Here is a 17,011-nt window from a genome sequence, read left to right on the forward strand (position 1 = left end):
TCAGTAGAAGTCATCGCTGCGTCCTGTCCGAATACGGGCAGGAGCTCGTACGCTCGAGCCGCACCACGCCGACAGGGAGAAGTAGGCGGCGCGCCGCACCTGGCCCGATTCCAACAGTGCGGAGACGGTGGTGCTCTGCAGAGCGCGACGCCGCAACCCGTCGACGATCATTTCTGCGGCGACGGCCCGATCGAACTCACAATCGGGATCATCGGCGAGGGTGTCGTGGAGCAGCACGATGCTCCCTGGCTCCATTTGGTCGATCACCTCGGACGCTACTTCGCTCTCCCCTAAACCGCTCCAGTCGAAACTGTCCAGATCCCACATCACCGTCTCGAGGCCGGCATCGCGCTCACCCAGGAACGAACCCACAGTCTGGGCACCGAAGGGGGGACGGAAATATTTGACTGGTACTCCGGAGATCGCGGCGAGTTCTGATGCCGCTGCAGCGAGCGTCAGTCGCGTTGATCGCCTCGAACCGCCGGCAAGCCTGCGGTGATCGAATCCGTGCAGACCGATCTCGTGGCCCTCGTCGACGACGCGATGCACCAACTCCGGTAGCCTGCGAGCACTTTCCACCAGCATGAAAAACGTTGCATGTGAGCGGTTTTCCGCCAGAATGTCCAGTATTCTGGGTGTCCACTCACTACTGGGCCCGTCATCGAAGGTCAACGCCACGAGTGGCTGACGGGTCCGCACACTTCGGATCGACCCCCAACGGTTACCGACGACAGCATCGACGGCACAGTGCGCGGCGCGCTGCAGGCCACTCTTGCGGACAAACGGATCGTTCATTACTCCCCCAGACAAGACATCAAACTCTCTGTGGCCCTTGCGCTCGAGCCCGTGCATCCCCTCGCCCCCGGCGGTGCCAGCGCATCGATCACCCCTCGCAGCATCCGGTCCGGCTGGGAGGCGCGCGAGGTCCGGCCACGGTCACAGAGGCGCATCACTGCACGGAACTCTCCGCAGGAGCTTGTTGGCGGGCATGTGAACAGACCGTTCTCTCATGGCGGTCACCGCCGGGAGCATGGCGATCTTCGTTTTCACCGCATATTCCCAGCAGCGAAGGAGAGCGCGGGAGGTCCGCCTACCGTGGAAGGGATAACAGCCGACCGAGTCCCATATCCTCCGCATATCGTCGAAGACGTCGTCAACCGAGCGTGCCGAACCGGCGCCCGTGATGTCGAAGTCGGCGACTACGCGCTCGATGGTGATGGGTTCGTGAATCAGTGCCGCGCGCAGCATGAACAGTTGATCGGCAGCGATCTCGAACTCGAGATCGTATCCACCTACCTTCCTGACTACGGACGAACCGAAGAACGATGCCTGATGCGGGATGGTCGCCTGGATCATCAGGAACTTGCGCATGTCGAAGGGCATGGGTGCCTGCAGACCGACGGTGGCCCCGTCCGGCCCGATCAAGTTCTCGATGCCGTAGCCCCAGAGGTCGTTCACAGGACCATGGCGGGCGACCGTCTGCACTACGTGGGCCAGCGAGTCCTCATCGGAGAAGCAATCGCGAGAATGCAGAAACCACAACATATCTCCCGATGCATGGCCGATCCCCTGGTTCATCGCGTCATATCTCCCGGCATCGGGTTGAGACTGCCAGTACCTCAGGCCGGACTCGATCTGGCGCAGGTAGTCCACCACATCGTCACCCGAGCCACCGTCGATCACGATGTGTTCCACGGGTCCCGCGTACCGCTGAGCACGGACGCTGTCGACGGTTCGTCTCAGACCGTCGAGGTCGTTCAGGGTGATGGTGATCACCGAAACAGTCGGAGCAGAGCTCATTGGTCCGTCTTCCTCGAAGCATTCCTCAGCCAACGTCGCGCCTTTCGCAGTGCGATCCGGACAATTGCCGACAACGCGTAGATCCATGCCCAGACTCCTGGGCGACCCCATCGGACACTCGCGACAACCGATCGGAGAACGCTCCGGAACGAGCCTGCTTCGAGGGCGGAACTGACAGGGCTGTAAAGGAAGTAGTCACCTCGCACCCGCTTCGACTCGTCGGCGAGTTCGCTTCTTCCCCAATCGATGTAGTCGGCGCTGCGATCCACCCCCGGACGAGACGTCGAGTTGGCCGTAACGTTGACCTCGACGAGGCAGTCGGGGAGTTGGAGAATCGGGAGATCCGGTAGCTCGTGCTGGACTCTCATCAACCACGAGGGGTCGTCGTGGATCGAGCCGGCCGACACCGACAAGGGCACCGCATCGGCAACTGTCCTGGGGAACATGAGTGTCGGCACCGCGAGCGAAGGTCTCGCTCGTCTCATGGAGACCAGTTGCATCAAGTACGGGGCCACTCGTTCGTGCGGATCGATCAACCTGCGCGGCATCGTCAGGGGCTTGTGGCCCTCTGCCCGTCTCTCGTACCGACAGGAGACGATCCACCGTCCCCGACAATCCGGTGCTGCGGCGAGCTGCCTCTCGAGCTTGAACTCTTTCCAGAGATCGTCATCGTCGAGGAGCGCGATGATAGTGCCCTTCGCAGAGTCGATCCCGAGTTGTCGGGCACGACCGGGACCCTCGTGTCCGGATGTCCGCAGGACGCGGATCTCATCCGATTCCGGAAGTTCCGGCTCGCTGTCCGAATCGACCACGACGATGACTTCAAGGGGTGGGACGGTCTGATTCAGGACAGATTCGACCGCGGTGCGCAGACTCGCTCGGCCGACTGTTGGGATGATGACGCTCACTGTGGGCTCGATAGTCAACGGACGAACTCCTTCGGATCCACGTGCGGCTGCGAGGGCATGTGCCTCGCTGTGAAGACAACTGCGAGCATGGCGAAACCGGCGAGGGAACCGTAGGACCATGGTGAGAAGAAGAGATCCCACACCGCCTGCAGTGACGCAGCGATCACCAGAACGGACCAGCGCCCATATCGGGATGCGTTCCAGACCATGGCCAGTGCTGCGATGACAAGCCCCAGCGGCAGTAGTGCGGCGAAGATTCCGCCTTCCGCCCATGCACCGAGCAACACCGAGTGGAGGGAAACGTCTCCGTTGGCGAAGTACCAACCGCTCTCGATGGGTGCTGCAGGATCGAAGCCAAGGGAGACAGCGAGGGACTTCGCGCGATCGAATGCCTCCGCGCTGATGTTGTTCGCACTGGCCCAGCCGAACCACGGGCGTTCGAGGATGGCCGAAATCGACAATGGCGACTCCGTTCGGCCGGCCAGTATCAACGGGACCCCCTCGGCCAGTTGATCCTCCGTCTTCCTTTGGATCGCATCGCCCAGGAAGCCGTTCGCGGCCAACTGCGGCACTATCGCACACATCGCCGTCCCTGAGACTGCCACGAAAGTGACTTGCACCCAACGGGGAACGCGGGCGGCAGCGACCCACCCCACCAGAGCCATCACGGTCGTGAGCGCGCAATTGATCGCCAGTGATCGGTAATCCGCACTCAAACTGTAGGTGGCTACGAGCAGAAGCGACAGCGCTTGAAGCGGCAGCGGGACCTTCAGGAGAACCAGGCAGAAGAGCAAGATGATGACGACCCATTGGCCGAAGCCGTATTTCCACAGTTCTGCCGTCGAACCGTAGGTGTCGACGGATGCCCCGACGTGGATGATGCTGTAGCAGGATGCCCCGATTGCAATGCCGCAGTAGATCGCGAAGATGCGGAGGAGATCTCGGCCGGCGAGTACCAAGAACCCCACGAAATAGAGCGCAAATGCGCCCCACTGTTGCACTCGTTGGTCGACGAGACTCAGATTGTTGATCTGGGCCGAGACGCAGAACGCTGCGAACCCGATCACGGCAAGGGCGAGAGGTAGCCACTGCCCGAGCGTCGGGCGCGTCAAGAGCAATGCGGGTGCCAGGAGAAGACAGATCGGGGCCAGCATCGTCAGTGTGAAACCCTGGATCTGAACAGCCGTTGTCGCGCCCAGTGCGATCAGCACGATGACGGTGAGTGCGCGGCGTGCGCTTGTCCGCCGCCTCTCGAACGACCCGCGCGTAGCCGGAGCGACGACGCCAGAGGCGACTCGCATCTCAGCGTTGTCGCCGTCTTTGGGCCTGGATTGCGCAATCACCCCGTTCATCGCGGTGATCCATCGATCAGATCCCGGATGCGATATCGATCGAGCAGACCATTGCAGATCAGCCGCCCGCCGGGCATTCTTGCTCGAAGAGCACCGGAACCGCCCAGTCCTCGGGTTGTCGATCGAAGGGGAGCCAGACATTGGATGTCCTGAGGGGCCAACGCCCCAAACCAGTTTCGCGATTGCACGTGTTGGCCATCGTGGCGGTGGTCATCGTGATCGTCGGTTGCCAGGCGGTCAGGCCACCTGACTCTTTCGCGAGGCCGATGCCCACGGGCGCGGCGTTGCCGCCGGGTCTCGTCGGAGTGAACGCCGTCACTCTGACCGACTCCACCACCCGAGACAGGCAGTTCGATCAGATTGCGGCCGACCGCTTCAGGGCGGTTCGGCTTCAAATCGAATGGGATCTCATCGAGCGCTCGCCAGGTCAATTCGACTGGAGCGAGACAGATTCGCTCGTCAACGGCGCGGCCAGCCGAGGTATCGCCATCCTCGGAGTGCTGTCCTATGCGCCGTCGTGGGCCGTTCCCCCTCGATACCGAGACCTCGTCCACCCGGCACCGGCCGATGCGGGGCCCTGGGCCAACTTCGTTGCGCAAGCCGCCAAGCGCTACTCGAATGTCATTCGCAATTGGGAGATCTGGAACGAGCCGAACATCGACGACAGTTTCGCCCCCGGACCCAATCTGGCCTTGTACTCGTCGATGCTCAAGGAGTCTTACCGGGCCATCAAGAATGTCGACCCTCAATCGGTGGTGGTCACCGGCGGTACGTCCCCCGCGGTGGACAATCCCACGGAGTTGTCGCCTGTCTCCTTCATCAGGGGGTTGTACGACAACGGCGCAGCTGACTTCTTCGACGCGATCGCCATGCACCCCTACAGCACCCCCGAGCTGTTGACGACCGGGGGAACGTCGGACACCTCGAACTCGAACCAAGCGATCAAGGACGTCAGCGAGCTGATGGTGAAGGAGGGCCAGGGCGGAAAGCTGATCTGGTTCACCGAGTTCGGCGCGTCGACCGCCACCCCTGGAGCCGCCGCCCCGGATCTTTCGGGTCAGCAGGTCGGCGTGTCCCCTCAACGTCAGAGCGAGATCCTGACCAACGGGATAGATTTCCTGCGGTCTCTTCACAATGGGGGTCCCATCTTCCTCTTCGACTTCCGCGATGTCGAAACAGGAAGTCGCAACGTCGAATACAACTACGGCCTGGTCCAGTCAGATTTCACAGCCAAGCCGGCTCTCGCAGCCGTCCAAGCCCGCCTCGGTTGACGGTGTCGACGGTGCGACGACGACTGCTCGACGATTGCCGTTCGGCCGCATGCTGCGGGGAAGATCCACCCTCAGCGTGGTCGTCGCGCTCTCCTTTCGCTCGAACCAACTGCCTCCCTCCAAGGAAATCGATCTGATGAACTGGGCGGGCGATCCGCCGTATACGCCCGGGGGTTGATTCGCCTTCCTGGGGCGGTTCAGCATCGAGTTCGCGATCAGCAGCGAATGGGGCGGCAGCACTGCGCCCTTCAGCACCAGACAATTGGTCAGCACTACGGAACGTGCACCGATGGTGACCCATCCTGCGGACTGTACGTCGAGCATGATGTCGATCTCGTGGCTGAGGATGGTCGTTCGCTGGCCGGCAATACCGGACATGTCGCCGAGCGCAACGTACCCGGAACAGTCGATGTTGTGTCGACTCGTGATTATCGCGCCGTCACCCACGACGAGGGTTCCGACATCTGGGTGCAACGCTTGGAACGCGGGATGTGCCGAGATCGTGTTGAGTGATCCAATCGACGCGCCGTCACCCACTTTCAGGACGCGAACGCGGCGGAAAATGTTCATTGGCCCGATCGTCGCGCCCTCCCCGATGACGGCGCGGCCGACATTCAAGGCCAGGAGTGGACCGATACCGGCAGACGGGGCAACATCGTGGCCGAATCGCCGTAAGAGCCGGTTCTTCAGCGCGCTGCCCGGCAGAAGCCAGACCAGAATCTCGAGTTTCTTCTTCACCGACCATTCTCCTTGTCAGCAGATGTCGGAATGCGACTCGACGAACCAGGCGTACATCTTCTTCAACCCGGCCTCGATTGTCAGCGTCGGCTGCCAGCCGAGCGCCCTCAACTTGCTGTTGTCCATGACCTTGCGAGGTGTGCCGTCTGGCCGGGTTGCGTCGAACTCGACCTCGCCGTCGTATCCCACGACCACCTTCATCAGCAGTGCCAGGTCGCGGATCGAGATCTCCTGTCCTGAACCCACATTGATGATTCCTCGATCGTCGAAGTTGCGCAGGAGGAAGACACAGGCATCAGCAAGGTCATCGGCGTCGATGAGCTCTCGTAGAGGTGTTCCGCTCCCCCACACGACGACCTTCGGCTGACCCGACAGCTTCGCTTCGTGGAAGCGGCGCATCAACCCCGCGACAACGTGGGAATGTTCCGGATGGAAGTTGTCCCCTACCCCGTACACGTTCGACGGCATCACCGCGAATGCGTTGAAACCGTACTGCCGGGCATAGGCATCGCACATCGTGATGCCTGCGATCTTCGCGACTGCGTACGGACGATTCGTCTCCTCCAGAGGACCGGTCAGAAGCGCCTCTTCCGTGATCGGTTGGACCGCGTACTTGGGGTAGATGCAACTCGATCCGAGGAACATGAATTTCTGAGTTCCGTTGCGGTGTGCAGAGTCGATGACGTTCGTCTGGATCATCAGATTCTCGCGAATGAAGTCGGCCCCCAGCGTTGCGTTGGCGATGATGCCGCCGACTTTCGCCGCGGCGAGCACCACGACATCGGGCCGCTCTGCGGCGAAGAAGTCCTCTACCGCTGCCGCGTCGTCTAGGGGCAGCTCATCGTGTGAGCGAGTGATGACATGAGCGTGCTCGCCCTCGCGGAGACGGCGCGTGATGGCTGATCCGACCATGCCGCGGTGGCCGGCGACGTAGACCTTCGGTTGGTTGCGCACCGTCGTCTCATTCGGTCGATTCATCAACGCAGGACCCGCGGACGGCTCGAAAGCAGGGTCGTCTCGGGGGGCACATCACCGGTCACGACCACCGATGCGCCGATGGTTGCGCCGTCTCCGATTCGTGTGCCCCGCAGGACGGTCGCCCGGGCCGCCACCCACACCGAGTCACCGATGACGACGGGCGCGTTGTCGAATTCGAAAGTGGGACTGCGCCGGTCATGGCTTCCGGTACAGACGAGTACTCCTTGCGAGATGCAGGTGTTCGACCCTATCGTCACGTGTTCGAGGTTCAGAATCCACACCTCTTCGCCTATCCACGAGTTGTCTCCGACATCCAGTTTCCATGGCCAATGGATCTTGACTTGGTGTCGAATCAGCACTCCAGCACCGATTCTGGCGCCGAAGAGCCGTAGCACTGTGATGCGAAGTCTGTTCGGACACCACCACTTCATCAGGACTTCCCGGGCGAGCAGCCAGAGAATTTGAACTCCGACGCTGCGGCCGCGCTCATATCCCCGTCCGGTGAAGCCACTGAGGCAGAAACGGCGGCCCGGCTCCGAGGCCGCATCGTCGCTTCGGTCGGTACTGATGTATGCCACCTTGTTCATCGGGACCCTTTCGACGTTGGGTGCGGCCGCTCGGGGGCCACGATTTTGGCCATCACCACGGCCAGGAGATGGGCCCTCGCTGCCGCGAATTCACTGAGGGCCTCGGCGACTTCCCCGCGATGAGACCTCGACGTGTCGACCACCAACAGATCAGCGTCGACGACCGCGGACAAGACGGAGGCAGCGCTGCTGTCGATCACGGACGCGGTGACGATGACCACGCGATCGAACTCTTTGCGGAGGTCGTCGACGAATGCGCTCATCGCAGCGGATGAGAGCAACGCCTCGATCGCATGCGTCCCGCCGTGGGGAATGACGGACAATCCGGGACGGACGGTGCTGTGTAGTACGTCGTCGAATTCTGATCGGCCGCTGAGCAGTTCGGCCAGCCCCGGGCCGTCACCTGGTACACCGAACCACCTGCTGTCCAGTGTCGAATCTGCGGCTATGAGTGCCGTAGTGCGTCCTGTCTCGGCGAAGGCCGCAGCGACACCGGCTCCAAGGGCAGCGGCCGCTCGACCGGAGGAAGCCGGCGCTACGAGGAGGACCTGCGGCGCCGGGTCGTGCGCGTCTATCTGCACTCGGAGGCGCCGAAGGCCCTCTGACTCCTCTGGACGCGACGCGTCGAACAACGCGTGTGGGGTCCAGAGGCAAGGATCGGGCATCACCAGGGGTCCTGCGGTGGGTACACCCGTGAGCCGGCCGAGTTCCTCAGCCGATGTGATACGCCGTGATACGACAGGGGTCAACGAGAGGCACAGCAACCCCATCAGTAGGCCACCGATGCACCCGTAGACGGCGTTTGTGACGACGTCCGGGGAGCTCGGCGACGACGGTATCTGGGCGCGATTCACCACAGTGATCGTCGCGCGAGGCGCACTCTCACCGATCGGCGTCTCCAGCGGACCGGCGTACCGGATGAACTCGTCTGCAAGTGCATTGGCGATATCGGTGGCGCGTTCAGGGGACGGATCAGTTGCGGACACGTCGAGGAGCACCGTTCGCGGCACGATGGCAGCGTTCACCTTCGACGAGAGTTCGTCGGCCGACAGCGGCAGATGCAATCTGTCGACGACGCGCCTGGTCAATTGCTGACCGGTGATCATCTGTGCGTACGACTGGACGCGCTGCTCTGAGAACTGGCCGCCGGAGTAGGCCTCTGACGAGCTGTTGCCACCGCCGGTGGCGGCAACGAACAACCTCGTCGTCGCCGTGTATTGACGAACTTCGTGAGTGCTCACCAGGTTTCCGACGAAGATCCCGACGAGGGCTGTGATCGCGAGAACCCACCATCTACGTCGTATCGCGCTAACGACGGTCTGGAAATCCATCACAGTCTCCTCGCTGAATCCGATGTGAGAACACCTCGCGGCCGGACGACCTGACATCGCGGCCTTGTCGCTGTCCGGGAGCGCTGTGGGCGACGCACACCACTCCCAGCACATTTCCGGCAGCGAGCGTCAACTGCTGACATGCCGAACGCAGTGCGTCGAACTTGGTGTGGGCCGCCCGGGCGACCAGGACGATCGCATCAGCGTGGCGAACCAGTCGCACTGCGTCGCTGAACTCCATCAACGCAGGGGTGTCCACGATGACCCAGTCGTATCCGTCACGGAGTTCGTCGAACATCTGGGCCGTTCCCGGATGATCGGCCGTTGCTCCCGGGTCCCCCTCGATCGAACCGAACGGGATGACGGTGACACCCCGCCAATGCGCAAGAGCCATCGTCTGCACAGACAATGAGAGCTCGCGCTGCGGCTCGCCGCCATGCACGAGCCCGCTGACCGTCTGCGCGGTGTCCAGCCCGAGAACCGAGGCCATTCGGGAGCCTCGCGAATCGAAGTCGACCATGGCCACGGTCGAACCTCTGCTTGCCAGTGCCCGTGCCGCCATCAGGGCGATGCCTGTCTTTCCTGCGGCTCGTTCAGCGGAGGCCACCATGATGACCTTCGACCCGAGTATTGCGAGCCGGTCCAGCGTGCCTCGAATCTGCCGGCCGGACTCTTCACCCCAGACGCGGGACTGCGGAGACTCCCACCGAACGGAAGGGACGCTCGCCAGCACAGGAGTCTTCGTGGCTTCCGCGGCATCCTCGGGGCGACGAATCCTCCCGTCGAGAAGAGCAACAACCACCGCGACGAACGCACCGGCGATCAGGCCGAGGACTCCTGCGACGCCGAGGATCAGCGAGGGCGAGAACATCCCCGCCCGGCCCTGAGAGGACGGGGCCTTCACCGGAATCAAGTCCACGCGTGGAGCCAATCCTGCCGACACCGTTTCCAGCGCGTTGATGCTTCGGCGAAGTTCCTCGATGTAGGCGTTGCCGATCGCTTCAGCCTGCAGCGGGGTGTCACCTGTCGTCGTCAGTTGGAGCAGCACGGTGTCGTGAACCGGGGAGAGGTCGGCACGGTCGATCATTTGCCCTGGGGCGATGTCCATTCCGAGGTCGTCGATCACCCGCTTCGCGATCTCCGGACTCCTACTCAAGGCGAAGTAGGTGTCGGCCCGCTTCCTGGCGTAGTCGTCACCCTCGTAGAAGCTGCGCTCATCGTCGCGTGGGGTCGTCACGAACAGCACTGCCTTGGAGGCGTATTCGGGCGGCCTCGCGATGAAGAACAGGGCCGTCGCCAGAAGTGACAGGACAGCGAATGCGACCGGGACCCGCCACCAGCACCGGAGCACGACCAGGTAATCAGTCAGGGTCGAGTTCATGATGAATGCACAACCCCCTGCGCCTTCAGTGCTTTGGTGAGCAGTTCAGCGATCTTCTTCACGCCGGCGAAGGTGGGGTGGATCCCGTCGTCACCCACGTACGGGGATGTGTCGATACCGACAAACCAGCCGAGCGCTCCAGGATCGATGAACTCGACGGCATCGAACTCAGGATTGGAGCGAAGAACCGATCGGAAGTCGTCGCCGATCGTCTTGCCCGCCAACGATGGCGGCCTGATCACCGGCTCGTTGAGGAACCATGGTCCGATCACGACGATGTGACTGTTCGGCCACGATTCGACGACCTGCTTCACGGTGTACGCGAATATGGGATCGACGTCGGAGGTCGCAAACTGCATGTCATTTCGGCCACCGTCGAGGACCACAACGTCCGCCCGATACAGTTCTCGCAGACGAGGTAGCCGCTCTACGAACGATGTGGACGGCAAGTCGGGCTGGGAGACCTCGAGCCGGTGTCCTGGACCGCCGCTGAGGTAGCCCGTCCCGCCTTCGGCAGCGATGTTGCATTCCCACCCCAATGCCGTGGCCGTCAGGCATCCGTAGCTCAGGTCCGGCGAGGAGGGACCCTTGGTGTACGAGTCACCGATGAACAAGACAGCGGGTGCCACCCGACTCGGCAATGTGGGTGGAGCAGCAACGATCTGCAATGGTGGCCCGTCCGGGCCTGCTGTCGAACTGTCCAGAACGACGTGAGGGACAGCTATGGCAGCGGCGATCGACAGGACAGCGAGAAGAAACGTCGATCGCCGGGGCATCGGCACGCGACCCCTGAGCCTGCAGATCACGGGAGAACCGCCCTGCTCGTCTCGCGGATGTGCTCCATGAGAAGGGGCCTCAAGCGTTGTGCCAACACGGACTGCCCCTCGTCGGTCGGAGCGATGTTCCGCCGCATCAAACCCTCGGCAGCAAGCCAATTCTCCCCGATCAGAGGTACATAGAGGGTGTGAGTGATGTTGGCGGCCTTGGCGATATCGGAGTCGAGAGTCATGAAGACATCAGGTACCGGATGCTGATGCCAGATGGGACCGAAGACGACGAGTGCAGCGTCGGGGGCTCGTCTGCTGAGTTCGGTGAAAAGATCGACCGCCGACTGGGTGATCTGTTGATCAGGAAGCGTCACATCGCCGATACCGCCGAACACCACGATCACATCAGGCTTGGCCGCGAGTGCCTTGTCGACCTGGTCGGCGAAGCGTCCGCTCTGTCCCGCACGGCCGGCGTAACTCGAGCCAGCCGCTGCGACATTCGAGATGCTGAGCGGTGACGCGGCGGCCACCAGCGACGGCCAGGTCACGTCGTTGTCGGCGCCTGCACTGTACGAATCACCGATCACCGAGATCCGCAGCGGTCCATCAGCAGGAACGGATACCGGTTCCCCACCATCGCTGGTGAGAACCACCGTCACGGTGGCCGTCGCCGCCACGAGCAGAAGCCCCAGCGCCACAGTCCCGATCGCAGATCGCCACGAGGAATACCACCACGTCATGGAAGCCACCTGCGATCGTGCGACGCGGCGGAGTAGCTCGTCTCCAAACGTTGGCCCACATACGACATACCGAGGTCGTGCTTGACGGCACTGCGCCCGCGTTCACCCATTGACCTCGCAACGTCAGGGGCTGACAGCAGGTACTCCACTGCCCGGGCAATGCTCGGCGCACCTGGCTCGATGACGATGCCGCACCGGCACTTTCGGACCAGAGGCGCCAACCCGCACTGATCGGTCACGACTACCGGCAGGCCGACAGACATCGCTTCGAGTACTGCCATCGGGTAGGGCTCCGGGGCCAGCGACGGCAACACGAATATCGATGCCTGCCGCATGCGCGCAGGCCCCGCTCCGCTCTCGACCGGGCCTTCCCAGTTGACGTTGGGCGTCTGGGCGGCAGCCTCTTGCACCCTCCGGCCTTCGCCTTCGTCCGGTCCGATGAGAGTGTAGGTCGCCGATACCCCTCGCGCGTTCAACTCCATTGCGGCGGTGACGAAATCGGTGGGTCGCTTGCGTGGATGCAGCCGTGACAGATACATCACCTCCGGTACCCGCCGAGAGTGCGTCGCGGCGGGATACAGCGGTACGCCATTCGGCAGCGGTGTCAGCCGGGCGTTTCCACCGGCGATCTCATCGAGCGCGTCGCGTTCATCGGTGGTGAGGTAGAAGACTTCGTGCGCGCGGCACAGCAGCTTCCGAACGATGGCTCGGTCAGTCAACGGCGCGAGTGGATGCGCTCCCGGCAGGATCATGCCGTGCGCCTGCAGCACATAAGGCAGTCTCACCCGCATCATGGCCATAGCCAGCGGTAGGAGGACGAGATCACGTGCGAGATGAACGTGTGCGGCCTGGAAGTCGTTGTGTTCCTTGAGAAACCACGCCAGGAGACCTGGAGCAGACAGACCTGCATAGCCCACGCGGGGAACCAACCGCACAGCGCGCCGAACGACAAGCGGGTTCCCCTCGGCCCCCGTGGGTCTCACATCGAACCCTCGTTCGGCCGCCGCGAGCGTCACGGAGTGGCCACGGATGCGTAGTGCCGAGGCCTGGTTGAGAGCAACCCGGACGGGTCCGCCGTACGCACCGTCCGGAGTCAGCAACGTGACCGCATGCAGTATCCGCATGCCGCCCGCATCGCCTGTCCACGTTGTCATGGGATCGGTTCGCTAGATCCGGCCGACTGACTGCGGCCTGTCCACCCACGGCGTGCCCGCGCAACGCAACGCTTCGATATCGGCGTCCACCATGATCGCGGCGAGATCGGGAGTCCGCACCTCGGCTTTCCAGTCCAGGACACGCGCTGCCTTCGATGCATCGCCGATGAGCGAGTCGACCTCAGTGGGTCGGACATACCCCTGGTCGAACCTCACATGATCCTGCCAATCGAGCCCTGCCCTCTCGAATGCGATGCTCACGAAATCCCGCACGGTGTGGCCCTGGCCGGTCGCCAGCACGTAGTCGTCCGGCTCGTCGACCTGAAGCATCCGCCACATGCCGTCCACGTACTCCGGCGCGTAACCCCAGTCACGGACGGCGTCGAGATTGCCCAGATAGAGATCTTCCTGCAGCCCGGCTCTGATCCGCGCAACCGCACGGGTGATCTTGCGGGTCACGAATGTCTCGCCGCGGCGAGGAGACTCGTGATTGAACAGAATTCCGTTCACCGCGAACATGCCGTAGGCCTCACGGTAATTCTTGGTGATCCAGTAGGAGTACACCTTGGCGGCTCCGTAGGGCGAACGCGGATAGAAGAATGTGTCCTCGTTCTGAGGGGGCGGTGATGCTCCGAACATCTCCGAACTCGACGCCTGATAGAACCGGCACTGCACTCCTGAGAGCCGGACCGCCTCCAACAACCGAATCGACCCCATGCCTGTCGTGTCGCCGGTGTGCTCCGGCTCGTCGAAGCTCACCCGCACGTGTGATTGCGCACCGAGGTTGTAGACCTCGTCAGGCGAGATCTGCGACAGCAAGGTCACCAGGCGGGCCCCGTCTCTGAGATCGCCGTAGTGGAGGTGCAATCGGGCATCTGGATCATGCGGGTCCACGTAAAGATGGTCGATCCGCGATGTGTTGAACGTCGACGATCGACGGATCAGGCCGTGCACCTCGTAACCCTTGTCGAGCAGCAGCTCGGCGAGGTACGACCCGTCCTGGCCGGTGATCCCGGTGATGACAGCCTTTTTCATGTCGTGTCTCATCCTTTGTTCCGAAAGGTTGCTTGATGACCGCGTCGAGGGCTTGAGCAGACGCTCTCGATCGGGGCACGTGAGTCTTGGTCGGCGAGTGCTCTGGCGAACGTGACGAAATGCTGTCGGCCGCGACGCTCGGAGAACTCCGACTCCCCGAGCCGCGCAGCGCTACCGACGAGCCGCGCACGCAGCACATCGTTGGACCGGATCCCGCACAGGCCGCTGATGAGCGCTTCCGGATCACCGTTCGGCACGAGTAGCGCTGCGTCGCGGGAGCTCAACAACGATCCGGTGATCCCGTCTTCGGCGACCGCGGCGATGATCGGTCGCGCAGCGGTCGTGTACGAGGTGAGCTTGCTGGGAAGCGACATCTCCCTGACCCCGGGACGCTCGTGAACCAGCAGGACATCTGCCGCAGCCAGCGTGAGTGGGTAGATCGCGTCGGACACCGGATCGACGAACCTGACCCCGTCCAGTCCGCAGGCCTGCTGTTCCAACGCCTGCCTCGTGTTGCCGTCCCCCACGAAGACGAACTCGAATTCTCCCGGATACCGCACCGCGGCAACTCGGGCGGCCTCCAGGACGTGCTCCAGGCCCTGCTTCATCCCCATGTTCCCGGTGTGCACCACCGTGAGACGGCCGGTGTCAGGCCAGCCGAGTGCGCGCCGTGCCGCCGCTGGGGTGAGGTCCGCACGAGTCACGTGCGAGAACAGCGGAACGTTGACGATCCGTCGATCGTCCACTCCGCCCGCAATCAGCGCGGGCCTGAACCCCTCCGTGATCACGCCGATGCGATCGGCGCGGCGCAGTACCGAATACTCGGCTGCAGCAATGAGATTCGAGAGCTTGGCACCCGCACTTCCCGATTGGACAGCAGCCTTACCCACTTGGTCGTGCACGATGGCGCCGAACGGCCGCCGCCGCCGCCCTATCACGCCCGCCACCGCGGCGCCCAGTAGCGGCGTCACAGCGATCACTACGTCTGAATCAGCCGCGGCGACAGTAGGCGCGCTCAGCGCAGCGAAGCTCAGCTCGAGGCGCATTCGCCCGAGGAGGTCGGGATTCCGGGGAACCGCGTGACGCAGTCGCACGATGTCGACCGAGCCGGTACCTGATGCGCGGGTCGGTGATTCACGCCATCGCAGGCCTGCCCGATACTGCGGGTCGACCACACACCAGTGCGGATAGTGTGGAACACCGGTGACGACCTTCACGGCTGCCCCGGCATCAGCAAGAGTGTCGACGAGCAACGAGTTGTAGGGCGCGCTGCCCGATGACTCAGGGCGGAAATGACATGCGACCACGCACACTCGGAGACCAGACAGCGAGCCGGTGCTGGAATCGGGATCGTAGCGGGACGCGGAATCCGCCATGCTTTGGTGAGGTACTGCGCCGTCAGCATGCACGTCGAGCGTCTCGGCGCGCATCACAGGTGACGACTTCATGATCGATCCGTTCTGTGTCATGGCCCTAGTACGCTCCGTGGCCTTGGATGATCGTCCGTACCGTCCGCAGGATGATCACCAAATCCTGGACGTAGGACCAGTTGTCGACGTAGAAGTGGTCGAGGCGAATGCGCTCTGCAGCAGATACGTCAGACCTCCCCGAGACTTGCCACAGACCGGTTATGCCCGGCTTGACGAGTCCCCGGCGTTCGATGAAGTACTCCACAGACGATCCCTCGCCCGGCACCAGCGGTCGAGGACCGACGATGCTCATCGAGCCTGCGAGAACATTGAGAAGCTGGGGGATCTCGTCGATGCTGGTCTTGCGGAGCCACCGGCCGATCGGTGTGATTCGCGAGTCGGTAGCCGACTTGAAGAAGATGCCGTCGGACTGCCCACAGACGATCCGTTCCGCATCCAGTTGGTTCTCGGACTCCGGTTTCATCGTTCTGAACTTGACTATCCGAAACTGGACTCCGTTGTAACCCACGCGTTCCTGGCAGAAGAACACCGGACCACCGTCGTGCCACTTGATCGCCGCGGCAACCACCACCATGACGGGGCTGAGCAGGAGCAAAGCGACTGCTCCCAGGACGAGGTCGAAGAAGCGCTTGTGATAGTGAAGCGCTCCATCATGACGGGGCCGTGCCACGTGGAAAAGCGGCATGTTGTCTATCGGTCGGATCTTGAGGCGGGGACCGACGATGTCGACCATGCCTGGCATGACGATCAGGTCGGTTCCCAACGAGTCGAGTTGCCACGTCAAGGTCCGCATGTGCTCGTGGCCGAGGTGCTCAGCAGAGGTGACGGCGAGCGCATCCGCGTTGGTGAGTCGCACCGCCTCCGCCACCGAATTCTGATCCCCCAGTACCGGCACAGGCCCGGTCCGTGTGTCGATCTCGAAACCGACTTTGCCCTCGTAGTCAGGCAGGCAGGCGCCGACCACCCGATATCCGGCATGACTACACCGGCTGAAGGTGTTGCACAGCGCGATCACTGAACGTGGCTTTCCGAGCACGACGACCTGGCTCGTGAACGCACCACGTGATCTCTTGTTGGCGAGATCACGTCTCAAAAGGTGTCTGCCCGCCAGCAATCCCGCCAGCCCCAACGGGAGTGCGATGGCCAGGTAACCCCTGACCAATCCGAGCTGCAGGAGCAGATCTGTGACAGCGATGATCCCGAAAGCCCATGCAGTAGAGGTGATTACACGGCGGTACTCCTCCGAGCCGATTCCCGTCAGCGAAAGATCCCAAGACTCCTGCAACCCCAGGGCGGCCAGCCAGATGACTGCAAGCATGATCGAGCACGCAGTCACGTCTCGCCAGTGGTCGCCTATCGTGGAGCCGTTCAGGTCCGGCAGCCCAAAGCGCGCGAACTGCGCAACCGTTACGGCAACCACCACAGCAACGGCATCCGTCACGACCACGTGCCTTCTGTGCGACTTCTTCCATTGGTACGCGCGCGCTTTGGTTTCCTTGACCTGCTTCATCACTCGGTCCGCAGACTCCGACCGGGAAC

General features: G+C 62.8%; 16 protein-coding genes. 1 reads left to right on the top strand and 15 read right to left on the bottom strand.

Going from position 1 to position 17,011, the window contains the following annotated elements:
* The 4 genes from ACZY1G_RS13115 to ACZY1G_RS13130 all read right to left on the bottom strand — a co-directional run bounded on the left by ACZY1G_RS13115 (position 1) and on the right by ACZY1G_RS13130 (position 4,060).
* A complete protein-coding gene (locus ACZY1G_RS13115) occupies positions 1-852 on the bottom strand; it encodes a polysaccharide deacetylase family protein (protein WP_463822632.1) in 852 nt (283 codons plus the stop codon).
* Positions 853-936: 84 nt separating this feature from the next.
* The gene (locus ACZY1G_RS13120) at positions 937-1,800 is read right to left on the bottom strand and encodes a glycosyltransferase family 2 protein (protein WP_463822633.1); all 864 of its coding nucleotides are present in this window, start codon (positions 1,798-1,800) and stop codon (positions 937-939) included.
* Positions 1,797-2,708 carry a glycosyltransferase family 2 protein gene (locus tag ACZY1G_RS13125; RefSeq protein ID WP_463822634.1) on the bottom strand — a complete coding sequence of 304 codons (912 nt, stop codon included), beginning with the start codon at positions 2,706-2,708 and terminating at the stop codon, positions 1,797-1,799. The genes ACZY1G_RS13120 and ACZY1G_RS13125 overlap by 4 nt, the downstream gene beginning before the upstream one ends.
* A 14-nt stretch (positions 2,709-2,722) precedes the next feature.
* Complete coding sequence (locus tag ACZY1G_RS13130) at positions 2,723-4,060, bottom strand: hypothetical protein (RefSeq protein WP_463822635.1); 1,338 nt, start codon at positions 4,058-4,060, stop codon at positions 2,723-2,725.
* Between the two features lie 188 nt (positions 4,061-4,248).
* Between ACZY1G_RS13130 and ACZY1G_RS13135 the strand changes: the two genes are divergently transcribed.
* Positions 4,249-5,331, top strand: coding sequence for a cellulase family glycosylhydrolase (locus tag ACZY1G_RS13135; protein ID WP_463822636.1), 1,083 nt, complete (start codon positions 4,249-4,251; stop codon positions 5,329-5,331).
* Here the strand turns inward: ACZY1G_RS13135 and ACZY1G_RS13140 are convergent.
* Genes ACZY1G_RS13140 through ACZY1G_RS13190 form a run of 11 tightly spaced genes read right to left on the bottom strand, consistent with a single transcriptional unit; the run spans position 5,278 to position 16,982 of the window.
* On the bottom strand, positions 5,278-6,069 hold the full coding sequence (locus tag ACZY1G_RS13140; protein WP_463822637.1) for an acyltransferase: 792 nt from the start codon (positions 6,067-6,069) through the stop codon (positions 5,278-5,280). The two genes, ACZY1G_RS13135 and ACZY1G_RS13140, sit on opposite strands and share 54 nt — an antisense overlap.
* 15 nt (positions 6,070-6,084) lie before the next feature.
* Positions 6,085-7,047 (bottom strand): GDP-L-fucose synthase family protein, encoded by a 963-nt coding sequence (locus tag ACZY1G_RS13145; RefSeq protein ID WP_463822638.1) that lies wholly within the window; start codon positions 7,045-7,047, stop codon positions 6,085-6,087.
* A complete protein-coding gene (locus ACZY1G_RS13150; RefSeq protein ID WP_463822639.1) occupies positions 7,047-7,634 on the bottom strand; it encodes a DapH/DapD/GlmU-related protein in 588 nt (195 codons plus the stop codon). Before ACZY1G_RS13150 ends, ACZY1G_RS13145 begins: the two co-directional genes overlap by 1 nt.
* Positions 7,631-8,965: a Wzz/FepE/Etk N-terminal domain-containing protein gene (locus tag ACZY1G_RS13155; protein WP_463822640.1), complete on the bottom strand. Its 1,335-nt coding sequence runs from the start codon at positions 8,963-8,965 to the stop codon at positions 7,631-7,633. The genes ACZY1G_RS13150 and ACZY1G_RS13155 overlap by 4 nt, the downstream gene beginning before the upstream one ends.
* The gene (locus ACZY1G_RS13160) at positions 8,943-10,346 is read right to left on the bottom strand and encodes a tyrosine-protein kinase domain-containing protein (protein WP_463822641.1); all 1,404 of its coding nucleotides are present in this window, start codon (positions 10,344-10,346) and stop codon (positions 8,943-8,945) included. The genes ACZY1G_RS13155 and ACZY1G_RS13160 overlap by 23 nt, the downstream gene beginning before the upstream one ends.
* Positions 10,343-11,122 (bottom strand): SGNH/GDSL hydrolase family protein, encoded by a 780-nt coding sequence (locus ACZY1G_RS13165; RefSeq protein ID WP_463822642.1) that lies wholly within the window; start codon positions 11,120-11,122, stop codon positions 10,343-10,345. Before ACZY1G_RS13165 ends, ACZY1G_RS13160 begins: the two co-directional genes overlap by 4 nt.
* A gap of 26 nt (positions 11,123-11,148) precedes the next feature.
* Positions 11,149-11,853, bottom strand: a complete 705-nt coding sequence (locus ACZY1G_RS13170; protein ID WP_463822643.1) for an SGNH/GDSL hydrolase family protein — start codon at positions 11,851-11,853, stop codon at positions 11,149-11,151.
* A complete protein-coding gene (locus ACZY1G_RS13175; protein ID WP_463822644.1) occupies positions 11,850-13,007 on the bottom strand; it encodes a glycosyltransferase in 1,158 nt (385 codons plus the stop codon). Before ACZY1G_RS13175 ends, ACZY1G_RS13170 begins: the two co-directional genes overlap by 4 nt.
* A 12-nt stretch (positions 13,008-13,019) precedes the next feature.
* Positions 13,020-14,042 (bottom strand): GDP-mannose 4,6-dehydratase, encoded by a 1,023-nt coding sequence (gene gmd, locus ACZY1G_RS13180; RefSeq protein ID WP_463818344.1) that lies wholly within the window; start codon positions 14,040-14,042, stop codon positions 13,020-13,022.
* Positions 14,043-14,050: 8 nt separating this feature from the next.
* Positions 14,051-15,490 carry a glycosyltransferase family 4 protein gene (locus ACZY1G_RS13185; protein WP_463822645.1) on the bottom strand — a complete coding sequence of 480 codons (1,440 nt, stop codon included), beginning with the start codon at positions 15,488-15,490 and terminating at the stop codon, positions 14,051-14,053.
* 25 nt (positions 15,491-15,515) lie between these two features.
* Entirely contained in the window at positions 15,516-16,982 is a 1,467-nt protein-coding gene (locus ACZY1G_RS13190) for a sugar transferase (protein ID WP_463818342.1), read from the bottom strand.
* Positions 16,983-17,011: the final 29 nt, after the last annotated feature.

This window comes from Mycobacterium sp. IDUB_5, from assembly GCF_055419565.1.